The organism is Trinickia diaoshuihuensis, from assembly GCF_003390925.1.
Classification (GTDB): Bacteria; Pseudomonadota; Gammaproteobacteria; order Burkholderiales; family Burkholderiaceae; genus Trinickia; species Trinickia diaoshuihuensis.
In genome coordinates, this window is the sequence record NZ_QUBS01000023.1 from 1 (window position 1) to 11,624 (window position 11,624).

An 11,624-nucleotide genomic window follows, 5' to 3' on the forward strand; every position below is an offset into this window, starting at 1 on the left:
CCGCGGCTGCGGCGCCGCAACCGGCTGCGCCCGCTGCCGCGCCGCAAGCCGGAAGCTTTTCCGGCTCGGCCGATATCGAGTGCGACATGCTCGTGCTCGGCGCAGGCCCCGGCGGTTACTCGGCGGCGTTCCGCGCGGCGGACCTCGGCATGAAGACAGTGCTCGTCGAACGTTATTCGACGCTCGGCGGCGTGTGCTTAAACGTCGGCTGCATCCCGTCCAAGGCATTGCTGCATACCGCGCTGATCACGGACGAAGTCGCGGCGCTGGCCGAGCACGGCATCACGTTCGGCAAGCCGCAGATCGATCTCGATAAGCTGCGCGCGTTCAAGTCGGGCGTCGTCAAGAAGTTGACGACGGGGCTTGCCGGCATGGCCAAGGCGCGCAAGGTCGAAGTCGTGACCGGTGTCGGCGCGTTCGTCGATCCCTATCACATGGAAGTGCAGGGCGAGGGCGGCAAGAAGATCGTGAAGTTCAAGCAAGCGATCATCGCGGCCGGCTCGCAGGCCGTGAAGCTGCCGTTCATGCCCGAAGATCCGCGCGTGGTCGATTCGACCGGCGCGCTCGAGCTGCGCCAGATTCCGCAGCGCATGCTCGTCATCGGCGGCGGCATCATCGGGCTTGAAATGGCGACGGTGTATGCGACGCTCGGCGCGAAGATCGATGTCGTCGAAATGCTCGACGGTTTGATGATGGGCGCCGACCGCGATCTCGTGAAGGTGTGGCAAAAATACAGCGCCAAGCATTTCGCGAACGTCATGCTGCGCACGAAGACGGCGGCGGCCGAAGCGAAATCGGACGGCATCTACGTCAAGTTCGAGGGCGAGCAAGCGCCGGCCGAGCCGCAGCGTTACGACCTCGTGCTCGTCGCTGTGGGCCGCAGCCCGAACGGCAAGAAGATCGGCGCCGAGAAGGCGGGCGTGGCCGTGACCGACCGCGGTTTTATCGAGGTCGATAAGCAGATGCGCACGAACGTCCCGCACATCTTCGCAATCGGCGATATCGTCGGCCAGCCGATGCTGGCGCACAAGGCGGTCCACGAAGGCCATGTGGCAGCCGAAGCCGCGCACGGCGAGAAGGCGTTCTTCGATGCGTTGCAGATCCCGTCGGTGGCGTACACCGACCCCGAAGTCGCTTGGGCGGGCAAGACGGAAGATCAGTGCAAGGCCGAAGGCATCAAGTACGGCAAGGCCGTATTCCCGTGGGCGGCGTCGGGCCGTGCAATCGCGAACGGCCGCGACGAGGGTTTCACGAAGCTGATCTTCGACGAAGAGACGCATCGCGTGATCGGCGGCGGCATCGTGGGGTTGAACGCGGGCGATCTGATCAGCGAAGTGTGTCTGGCCATCGAAATGGGCGCCGACGCAACCGACATCGGTCGCACGATCCATCCGCATCCGACGCTCGGCGAGTCGATCGGCATGGCGGCGGAACTGTACGAAGGTGTCTGTACCGATCTGCCGCCGCAGCGCAAGAAGTGATGCGTGAGGGCGCCGCTTAGCCCGCGTGGCGAGCGGCGCTTCGAATCCCGCCGTCGAATGGTCCAGCGTCGTCCGGCGCTCAATACAAAAACGGCGCGCTCCCGTGGGAGCGCGCCGTTTTCTTAATACGTCGGCGCGGAGCGGCTGCCGGACGTATTACGCTGCCGTCTTCTTCGTCGCCGCGGCGCGCGAAGCTTGCGAGGCGGCTTGTTGAGCGGCCTTTTGCGCAGCCGTGGCAGCGGCGTTGAAGTTGCTTTCAGCGATTTCGACGGCTTGCTTGGTTGCCTTGTGCACCGTTTCGTACGTCGTGTTCGCCGCCGTGATCGCCGACTTCATGACGGCGACAGCCGTTTCCGAACCGGCCGGTGCGTTCTTCGCGACGTTTTCGACGAGCGCTTGCACCTTGCGGTTCTGCTCTTCGTACTGGGCTTCCGCGACACGGGCGAACTCGGCTTGCGTGGCGGATGCGATTTCATACAGATGGCGGCCGTACGACAGAACCTTTTCGGCCACCGGCTGCGTCAGGCTGGCTTGCAGCGCGACGAACTCTTGCGCATCCTTGACCGACAGCGCACGTTGTGCGTTTTCCTGGCTTTCCGCGAGCGTCGACTTCACAACTTGCAGGTTCAGCTCGACGAGCTTTTCAATCCCTTCGAAGGCCTTGTTCGTCAAACCGAACAACGCTTCGAGGTTCGCTTTCTGGGCTGCGGCAAATTGCTCAGGTGTCAGCAGAGTCATGTTTTCGCTCCTGAATATCGACCCGGTCACGCGGGCCGAAGTGGTGGAATGGCTAAACTTGCGAGGCGCTTCTTAAGGTCAAACGTGTTTTGTGCGTCGCAGCAACGGTTCCCATTTTAGGACGGCTTGCACAAAAGTCAAGCACCTTTTGTGCATCGCACCATATCGAGAATTTCTCGATAAAACAATGCATTGCAGGTTTTTGGGGTCACCTCGAAGGAACCGTTTCCAGTGTTCTCGCTGCACCGCCGGAGGGCACCCGATCGTCTTTTTCGGCCAACAGTCAGCTTCTGTTCGCCAGCGCGCGGTGTGATGGGGGAAAACGCTGTAAACCAAACGCGGGGCTGGCGCGTTATGCCGGATCGAGCACTGCGCTCAGCGGGGCACGCCGTGAGAGGTCTGAGCGCTTGGCGCGCGAACCAATTCGCTCAAGTTTGGACAAACATCGCCGTTATGCGGTTATGGCCCTACAGGCGACGCTTCGGCTTGCGCAAGAATTGTGCACGTTCCGGGCTTCCCCAATTTACAAATTGGTTCAAGGACGGCCGATAAGTGCTTAATATTGCGAAATTTTCGCGGCTTTACTACACTTGCCGACAACCGTCTGCCACTCCTGTTTCAGAACTTCATGAAAATCGCTCTGTTTTCGTCGCTCAACGTGATTAGAGGCGTGGCGCTCGGCACGATCGTGTCCGGCCTCGCCGTGGCGACGGTTGCGACCCCCATCGACGCGTTCGCCGCTACAGACACCACGCCGGCGCATCACGTCCATAAAAAGCACGCCAAGAAAGCGGTGTCCGCCGACCAGCCGGACAAGACGGCCGCGGCCGATGCTCCGGCGAAGGCCGGTAAGCACGAGCGCGTGCGCTATACGATGCACGGACATGGCCGGCACTCCGTCATGCACCGCGTCGCCTTCGAGCCGCGTTCGCCCACGGCGGGGCAGGCCTTCGGACTGCAGGAGACGCCCGAGGGCGTCGCGTTGCGTTCGAACGTCGCGTTCGTCGTCGATCAAAACACCTCCGAAGTGCTTTTCGACAAAAACTCGACGTCCGTCGTGCCGATCGCCTCGATTTCGAAGCTGATGACGGCGATGGTCGTGCTCGACTCGAAGGAACCGCTGACCGAGCAGATCGAGGTGACCGACGAAGACCGCGATTACATCAAGCACACGAGCTCGCGCTTGCGCGTAGGCTCGGTGCTCTCGCGCGAGGATATGTTGCATATCGCGCTGATGGCCTCGGAAAACCGAGCGGCGGCCGCGCTGTCGCGCTACTACCCGGGCGGCCGTCCCGCATTCATCGCGGCGATGAATGCGAAGGCCAAAGCGCTCGGTATGAACGACACGCACTTCGAAAGCCCGACGGGACTGACGAGCGAGAATGTCTCGACGGCGCGCGATCTGGTGAAGATGATCGATGCCGCCTATCAGTATCCACTGATCCGCAAGTTCTCGACGGACCGCAGCTACGACGTGTATCCGGGTAGGGGCGTGCTGGCCTACAACAGCACGAATGCGCTCGTGCGCAACCCGAGCTGGGATATCGGTCTGCAAAAGACGGGCTTCATCAACGAAGCCGGCGAGTGCCTCGTGATGCAAGCCACGATCCATGGCCGTCCGATGGCGATCGTGCTGCTCGATTCGACGGGTAAGTATTCGCGCTTTGCCGACGCGACGCGTCTGCGCAAGTGGCTCGACGACTTTGGCGGCCAGCGCATTACCAGCGCGGATGCCGGCGGACGCGGGACCTGATCGCCTATGAGCCGGCGGCGCGCCCCATGAGGCGCCGCGCAAAGATAAAGCCCCGCCTAGGCGGGGCTTTTTGCTGGCCGCGCGGTCAACTCGCCCGCGCCGCTCAGTGCGCGTTCGATTTGCGTTGGGCTTCCGCGGCGGCGGCCGCTTCCGGGTGGTAACCGAGCGATTCGGAAATGACGAGCGCCGTTTGGCTCAATTGACCCAGCCATGAGTCTTGCAGGCGATCGGCCGGTGCGGAAAGCGACAAGCCGGCGACGAGTTTGCCCGTATCATCGTAAATGCCCGCGGCGATACACCGCACGCCAAGCTCCAACTCCTCGTTATCGCGCGCGCAAGCTTGCTGCCGGACTTGGCTCAGTTCGCGTTCGAGCCGCGCGATGTCGGTGATGCTGTTTTGCGTGTGACCGGAAAGGCCTGTGCGCATCGCATAGGCGCGTACGCGGGCTGCTTCGTCGGCGGCCAGAAAAAGCTTACCCACCGAGGTCAAATGCAGCGGCGCGCGTCCGCCGATGGCCCGCACGACCTGCATGCCCGAGCGCTCGGAGTAGGCGCGTTCGATATAGACGATCTCATCGCCTTGCCGAACCGAGAGATTGACCGTCTGCCCCGTCGCGCGGTGCAACTCGCGCATCGGCGCGAGCGCGGCGTCGCGCACCGAAAGGCGCGCTTTGACGAGGTTGCCGAGTTCGAGCAGCCGCATACCGAGCCGGTAGGTGCCAGGATCGGAGCGGTCGACCAAACGGCAGGTGACCATATCGTTCAAGATGCGGTGGGCCGTCGACGGGTGCAGCTCGGTGCGCAGCGCGAGCTCCTTCAAGCTGACCGGATCGGTGTGGGCAGCCAGGGCGTCGAGCAGGCGCATCATACGTTCGATCACCTGGATCGACGTTTTGGAGTCCTGATTCGTCTCGCTCATTGGAAATCGATTGACGCGGCAATTAATAATGAACTCATTGTATCTCGTATCGTGAAAAAAGCGAACGCTGTTCGAATGCTCCCTCGGATGACGGTCGCGCACATTTTTCGACGTTTTCCGTGGCCGGGCGGCATAAACGTCGGATAATCGACCTCGTTTCGTTCACTTGTGCCCACTATGCGAGTCGGACTGTTCGTTACTTGTCTCATCGATCTGATGCGTCCCGAGATCGGATTTTCGGTCATCAAGCTGCTCGAGCAGGCCGGCTACGAAGTCATCGTGCCGCCGGCCCAAACCTGCTGCGGGCAACCGGCCTACAACTCGGGCGAGCGGCGTATCGCGCGCGATCTCGCGGAAAAGATGCTGCGCGAGTTCGAGCAGTTCGATTACGTCGTGGTTCCCTCGGGCTCGTGCGGGGGCATGATCGTCGCGCACTACGGCGATTTGCTGCGCGACGATCCCGAGCTGATGGGCCGGTACGAACGGCTCCGTGCAAAAGTCTATGAATTGACCGATTTTCTCGTCAATGTCGCGAAGGTGCGCTTCTCGCCCGGCTCGTTCGAGGGACCTGTCACTTATCACGATTCATGTTCGGGTCTGCGCGAGCTCGGTGTCAAAGCGCAGCCGCGCGCATTGCTCGCGCAGCGCGGCGTGGCCGTTACCGAGATGAAGGACTGCGAGCACTGTTGCGGTTTCGGCGGCACGTTCGCCGTGAAATACGGCAACATTTCGACGGCGATCGTCGACGAGAAGTGCGCGAACGTTCAGGCGAGCGGCACGGGCTGCGTGGTGCTCGGCGATCTCGGCTGCATGCTGAACATCGAAGGCCGGCTGCGTCGTTCGGGCGACTCGGCCACGCGCGTGCTGCACATCGCCCAGGTGCTAGCCGGCGATGCCGAGCGCTAAGCTGACCATACAGTTCAACGAACGAACCGATCGAGCCCTCCATGCAAGTTCAATCGATGCATTTCAAAGCGCGCGCGAAGGACAGCCTGGCCAATGCACGCTTGCAGCAGAACCTGAAAAAGCTATCGACGAAGTTCGTCTCGGCGCCGGCGGCCGCCATGCACGCGATCGATTTTCCGGCCACGCGCTCGGAGTTGAAAGCGCGCCGTAACCGGGCGCTCGAAAACCTCGATGTGTGGCTGGAAACGTTCGAGCGCGAGGCCGCGCGCCGCGGCACGACGGTCTTGTACGCGGAAACCACGGCCGAGGCCGCGCGCCTCGTGGCCGACATCGCGCGCAAGCACGACGTGAAGAAGGTCATCAAGACGAAATCGATGGTCTCCGAGGAGATGCGCCTGAACGCCGTGCTCGGCGAGATGGGCGTGCAGTCGATCGAGACGGACCTCGGCGAATACATTCTCCAGATCAACGGCAACGAGCCGCCGAGCCATATCATCGCGCCCGTCGTCCACAAGGACAAAGAGGAGATCGCCGACTTGTTCGCGGCGACGCATGGGCGCACGCGCCTTACCGAGATTCCGGACATGACGCGCGAAGCGCGCGAGGTGCTGCGTCCGCACTTCCTATCGGCCGACATGGGCGTGACGGGTGGGAACTTCCTCATCGCCGAGACGGGCTCGGTCGCGCTCGTGACCAACGAGGGCAACGAAGGGATGTGCACGGTCATGCCGCGCGTGCACGTGGCGATAACCGGCATCGAAAAAGTGTTGCCCACGCTCGAGGACCTGGCGTTGGCGATGCGGCTGTTGCCGCGCAGCGCGACGGGGCAGGTCACCGCCAATTACTTTTCGCTGCTGACGGGGCCGCGCGCCGAGGGCGACCTCGACGGGCCGGAGCACATGTACGTGGTGCTCGTCGACGGCGGCCGCACGGGGCTCATCGGCGGGGCTTTCCAAGAGATGCTGCGCTGCATCCGCTGCGGCGCGTGCATGAATCACTGTCCGGTCTACCAGAAAGTCGGAGGCCACGCCTATGGCTGGGTCTATCCTGGGCCGATGGGATCGGTCCTGACGCCGAGCTATGCCGGTCTCGACAAGGCGGTCGATTTGCCGCAGGCGGCTACGCTCTGCGGCGAATGCAACGCGGTCTGTCCCGTCGGCATTCCGATCTCCGATTTGTTGCGCAAGCTGCGCGAAAAGCAGGTCGAGCGGCGCTTGCGGCCGTTTTCGGAGCGTGCGGCGCTGGCCGTTTGGGGATTCGTCGCGATGCGCCCGGCCTTGTATGCGCTCCTAGCCAAATTCTCGGTGCGCGTGCTCGAGCGCGCGGGCGGCAGCCGGCGTTCGATCGCGTATCTGCCGTTCGGCCAGGGGTGGACGGCTACGCGTGAAATGCCGGCGCCTGTCGGGCGGACATTTCGTGAGCTTTACGCGGCCCAACGCAGCCATCAAGGGTGAGCCTTATCGTCGCTCTTTCATTGTTTATGGGAACGCAACGCTGAATTCGCTATTCCCATCTTTGTCTCGATAGATAGCCTTTATAGAATACGTGCCATGGATGAGTGCGGGTGCGCGATCGGCGCGGACCCGCCGCGAAAAGGGGCACGGATATGAGAACGACAAGAACGGGCTATCTCTCTCAGTATTGGCCGGTCGCGCTGGCTATTGCGCTGGTCGTTCTGGCTATCCTTCGTGCATACGGCGGCGCCGGTGCGGCGCGCGAACCGCTCGGCGCGGATCAGGTGACCGCGGAGTTGGCGCGCACGGTGTCCTACGGTTTGATCGATGCGCGGGCGGAGCGAACCGCGTCCTCGGTGCGCCAAGTCGTCGCGCCGGCGGCCGCTGCCCAGGCATCGTGAACGGTGCGGCCCGATATAATGCCCGCTTCGGTCTGGGCCGCCGCGCGGTCCGGGGCCGCACGCCGGAGCCTAGGCTGCGGCGCCCTCGCAGCGTGATTGATTGATGAAAACAGTCTCCATTTGCTTCATCTGCCTCGGAAACATCTGCCGTTCGCCCACGGCCGAGGCGGTCATGCGAGCCCAGGTCGAAGCGGCTGGGCTCGCCGGGCGCATCGAAATCGATTCCGCCGGCACGGGCAACTGGCACATCGGCAAGGCACCCGACGAACGCGCGCAGCAAGCCGGACGCACGCGCGGCTATGACTTGTCGCCGCTGCGCGCCCGGCAGATCGCCGCGGCCGATTTCGATCGCTTCGACCTGCTGCTGGCGATGGACGAGGCCAACGTCGGCAATTTGCTGCGCGTGTGCCCGCCGGGGCGTCGCGAGCGGGTGCGTTTGCTGATGGAGTTCGCCCCCGCGGCCGCGGAGCGCGAAGTCGCCGATCCTTATTTCGGCGGCGGCGAAGGCTTCGAGCGCGTCCTCGATCAAGTCGAAGCAGCGTGCGCGGGGCTGCTGGCGCATTTGCGCGAGCGGCTCGCGCAGGCATAGACGGCGCTCATGCACCATCCGGCACCAATACCCTGTTCAATACAGGGGGATACTTGACTAAAAACGTCATGTATTTATACTTGACCAAAATCGTCGAGAATTCTGGTTTTCCGTCCCTATGAGACTCACCACTAAAGGCCGTTTCGCCGTCACGGCGATGATCGACCTGGCCCTGCGCCAGGAGCAGGGTCCGGTGACGCTAGCCGGCATCAGCCAGCGCCAGCGGATCTCGCTGTCTTACCTCGAACAACTGTTCGGGAAGCTGCGTCGCCACGAGATCGTCGAATCGGTGCGGGGGCCGGGTGGTGGTTACAACCTGGCTCGCCGCGCGCAGGACGTGACGGTGGCCGACATCATCATCGCCGTCGACGAGCCGCTCGATGCCACGCAATGCGGGGGCAAGGGTTCGTGCGAGGGCACGAAACAGCACGACGGGCACTGTATGACCCACGAGCTGTGGTCGACGCTGAACCAGAAAATGGTCGAGTACCTCGATTCCGTATCGCTGCAAGATTTGGTCGATCAGCAGCGGGCACGGGAAGGGTCGCCCGCCGTATTGCGCGACCGGCGCACCGAAAGCCCGGCCGTCGAAGCGGCGCGCGTCGTGCCGAAAGGGCCCAATTCCGTATTCAATATCGCGAGTTCGTGAGCCGGTCATCGAAGCAACGAACACGAGAAGACATAACGATTTCCCCCGGAGCCATTGATGAGTAACGAGATGCCCCACCTGCCCATTTACATGGACTACAGCGCGACGACGCCGGTCGATCCGCGCGTGGTGGACAAAATGATTCCGTATCTGCGCGAGCAGTTCGGCAACCCCGCATCGCGCAGCCACTCGTACGGCTGGGACGCGGAGCGGGCCGTCGAGCAGGCGCGCGAGGAAGTCGCCGCGCTCGTGAACGCCGATCCGCGCGAAATCATTTGGACCTCCGGTGCGACGGAATCGGACAACCTGGCGATCAAGGGTGCCGCGCACTTTTACAAGAGCAAGGGCAAGCACGTCATCACCGTGAAAACGGAGCACAAGGCCGTGCTCGATACGTGCCGCGAGCTCGAGCGCGAAGGCTTCGAAGTGACCTATCTCGACGTCAAGAGCGATGGGCTGATCGACCTCGACGTCTTCAAGGCCGCCTTGCGGCCCGACACGATTCTCGTCTCCGTCATGTCGGTGAACAACGAGATCGGCGTCATTCAGGACATCGAAACGATCGGCGAGATCTGCCGTGAAAAGGGCATCGTGTTCCATGTCGATGCCGCGCAGGCAACGGGCAAGGTCGAAATCGATCTGAGCCGCCTGAAGGTCGACTTGATGTCGTTCTCGGCGCACAAAACCTATGGCCCGAAGGGTATCGGCGCGCTGTACGTTCGCCGCAAGCCGCGCGTGCGCATCGAGGCGCAGATGCACGGCGGCGGTCACGAGCGCGGAATGCGTTCGGGCACGCTGGCCACGCATCAGATCGTGGGCATGGGCGAAGCGTTCCGCATCGCGCGTGAGGAAATGGCGACGGAAAACGAACGCATCCGCATGCTGCGCGACCGTTTGTTGCATGGCCTCACGCAGATGGAAGAAGTGTACGTGAACGGCGATATGGAGCGTCGCGTACCGCACAACCTGAACATCAGCTTCAATTTCGTCGAAGGCGAATCGTTGATCATGGCGATCAAGGATGTGGCCGTTTCGTCGGGCTCCGCCTGCACGTCGGCTTCGCTCGAACCCTCGTACGTATTGCGCGCCCTCGGCCGCAACGACGAACTCGCGCACAGCTCGATCCGCTTCACGGTCGGCCGCTTCACGACGGAACAAGACGTCGATTACGTCATCAACCTGCTCAAGAACAAGATCGCGAAGCTGCGCGACTTGTCGCCGCTGTGGGAAATGCATCAAGACGGCATCGACCTGTCGACGATCAAGTGGGCCGCGCACTGAGCGCCTGCGAACGCACACGCCAAACGAATCCAGGAGTTTGATCATGTCTTACAGCAACAAAGTTCTCGATCATTACGAAAACCCGCGTAACGTCGGCTCGTTCGCAAAGGACGACGATGCGGTCGGCACCGGCATGGTGGGCGCGCCGGCCTGCGGCGACGTCATGAAGCTGCAGATTCGCGTGGGCGCGGACGGCGTGATCGAAGACGCCAAGTTCAAGACGTACGGCTGCGGCTCGGCCATCGCTTCGAGTTCGCTCGTCACCGAATGGGTGAAGGGCAAGACGCTCGACGAAGCGCTCTCGATCAAGAACACGCAGATCGCCGAAGAGTTGGCGTTGCCGCCGGTCAAGATCCACTGCTCGATCCTCGCGGAAGACGCGATCAAGGCGGCGGTGGCCGATTACAAGCAGCGTCACGGCGTCGCGCAAGCGGCCGACGAGGCGGGGCAAGTCGCATAAGCGCATCGAAGAAGCATTATGGCGATCACTTTGACCGAAAAAGCCGCGCAGCACGTGCAAAAGTATCTTGTCCGTCGCGGCAAGGGGCTCGGGCTGCGCCTCGGCGTACGCACGACGGGATGCTCCGGCCTCGCTTACAAGCTCGAGTATGTGGACGAGCTCGAACCCGAAGATCAGGTGTTCGAGTGCAACGGCGTGAAGGTCGTCGTCGATCCGAAGAGTCTCGCGTATATCGACGGCACCGAGCTCGACTTCGCGCGCGAGGGGTTGAACGAAGGCTTCAAGTTCAACAATCCGAACGTCAAGGACGAATGCGGCTGCGGCGAGTCGTTCCGCGTATGACGCACCCGAGCCCTCCGCTCGGGCAAGAAGGCGGCGGTGGCCGCCTTTTTGTTTCTAGGCCGCGCGCGGCGCGCTATTTCGGCGATTGACTCCAATGTCCTCGATCCAAGACAGTCACTTCGATCTGTTCCACCTGCCGGCGCGCTTCGCGCTCGATTTGCAGGCGCTCGAACATGCCTACCGGACGGTACAGGCTCAAGTCCACCCGGACCGCTTCGCCGCGGCCGGCGAAGCGCAAAAACGTATCGCGATGCAGTGGGCCACGCGCGCGAACGAGGCATATCAGACCCTGCGCGATCCGCTCAAGCGTGCGACCTATCTGCTCTCGCTGCGCGCGATCGATGTCGGCGCGTCGGAAAACACGGCGATGGAGCCGGCGTTCCTGATGCAGCAGATGGAATGGCGAGAACGCGTGGAAGACGCGGGGCAGGCGCGCAACGTCACGGCGTTGATGGCCTTGCTGGACGAGTTGCGCGAAGACGAGCGCGTTCGCTTCGAGCGGCTCGGAGTGTTGCTCGATACGGGCGCCGATCAGCCGGCTGCCGAGGCCGTTCGGCAACTGATGTTCCTCGAACGGCTCGCCGGCGAGATCGCTCACCAGATCGAGCGGCTCGAGCACTGAAGCGGGACGCTGCCGCCCGATACTCGATG

At 62.7% G+C, this 11,624-nt stretch carries 13 protein-coding genes; 11 read left to right on the forward strand and 2 right to left on the reverse strand.

Annotated elements, in window-relative coordinates:
* On the forward strand, positions 1-1,481 hold a 1,481-nt coding region (gene lpdA / locus DXT59_RS05430), incomplete at its 5' end, for a dihydrolipoyl dehydrogenase (protein WP_116135909.1).
* A 156-nt stretch (positions 1,482-1,637) separates the two neighbouring features.
* Here the strand turns inward: lpdA and DXT59_RS05435 are convergent.
* On the reverse strand, positions 1,638-2,219 hold the full coding sequence (locus DXT59_RS05435) for a phasin family protein (protein ID WP_116135910.1): 582 nt from the start codon (positions 2,217-2,219) through the stop codon (positions 1,638-1,640).
* A gap of 628 nt (positions 2,220-2,847) precedes the next feature.
* Here DXT59_RS05435 and pbpG point away from each other — a divergent pair.
* Entirely contained in the window at positions 2,848-3,972 is a 1,125-nt protein-coding gene (gene pbpG / locus DXT59_RS05440; protein ID WP_116135911.1) for a D-alanyl-D-alanine endopeptidase, read from the forward strand.
* Positions 3,973-4,075: 103 nt separating this feature from the next.
* On the opposite strand, the gene DXT59_RS05445 is transcribed toward pbpG, so the two are convergent.
* On the reverse strand, positions 4,076-4,891 hold the full coding sequence (locus DXT59_RS05445) for an IclR family transcriptional regulator (RefSeq protein ID WP_116135912.1): 816 nt from the start codon (positions 4,889-4,891) through the stop codon (positions 4,076-4,078).
* 177 nt (positions 4,892-5,068) lie between these two features.
* On the opposite strand from DXT59_RS05445, the gene DXT59_RS05450 reads away from it, so the two are divergent.
* From DXT59_RS05450 to hscB, 9 genes are all read left to right on the forward strand, one after another.
* Positions 5,069-5,797 (forward strand): (Fe-S)-binding protein, encoded by a 729-nt coding sequence (locus DXT59_RS05450; RefSeq protein ID WP_116135913.1) that lies wholly within the window; start codon positions 5,069-5,071, stop codon positions 5,795-5,797.
* 41 nt (positions 5,798-5,838) lie between these two features.
* Positions 5,839-7,251, forward strand: coding sequence for a lactate utilization protein B (locus DXT59_RS05455; protein WP_116135914.1), 1,413 nt, complete (start codon positions 5,839-5,841; stop codon positions 7,249-7,251).
* Positions 7,252-7,403: 152 nt separating this feature from the next.
* Entirely contained in the window at positions 7,404-7,652 is a 249-nt protein-coding gene (locus DXT59_RS05460; protein ID WP_162877958.1) for a hypothetical protein, read from the forward strand.
* A gap of 103 nt (positions 7,653-7,755) precedes the next feature.
* Positions 7,756-8,241, forward strand: coding sequence for a low molecular weight protein-tyrosine-phosphatase (locus DXT59_RS05465; RefSeq protein ID WP_116135916.1), 486 nt, complete (start codon positions 7,756-7,758; stop codon positions 8,239-8,241).
* Positions 8,242-8,359: 118 nt separating this feature from the next.
* Positions 8,360-8,890: a Fe-S cluster assembly transcriptional regulator IscR gene (iscR, locus tag DXT59_RS05470; RefSeq protein ID WP_116135917.1), complete on the forward strand. Its 531-nt coding sequence runs from the start codon at positions 8,360-8,362 to the stop codon at positions 8,888-8,890.
* 57 nt (positions 8,891-8,947) lie between these two features.
* Positions 8,948-10,171: an IscS subfamily cysteine desulfurase gene (locus tag DXT59_RS05475; protein WP_116135918.1), complete on the forward strand. Its 1,224-nt coding sequence runs from the start codon at positions 8,948-8,950 to the stop codon at positions 10,169-10,171.
* 43 nt (positions 10,172-10,214) lie between these two features.
* On the forward strand, positions 10,215-10,631 hold the full coding sequence (iscU, locus tag DXT59_RS05480) for a Fe-S cluster assembly scaffold IscU (RefSeq protein ID WP_116135919.1): 417 nt from the start codon (positions 10,215-10,217) through the stop codon (positions 10,629-10,631).
* An 18-nt stretch (positions 10,632-10,649) separates the two neighbouring features.
* The gene (gene iscA, locus DXT59_RS05485; protein ID WP_116135920.1) at positions 10,650-10,973 is read left to right on the forward strand and encodes an iron-sulfur cluster assembly protein IscA; all 324 of its coding nucleotides are present in this window, start codon (positions 10,650-10,652) and stop codon (positions 10,971-10,973) included.
* A 94-nt stretch (positions 10,974-11,067) separates the two neighbouring features.
* A complete protein-coding gene (gene hscB / locus DXT59_RS05490) occupies positions 11,068-11,595 on the forward strand; it encodes a Fe-S protein assembly co-chaperone HscB (protein WP_116135921.1) in 528 nt (175 codons plus the stop codon).
* Positions 11,596-11,624: the final 29 nt, after the last annotated feature.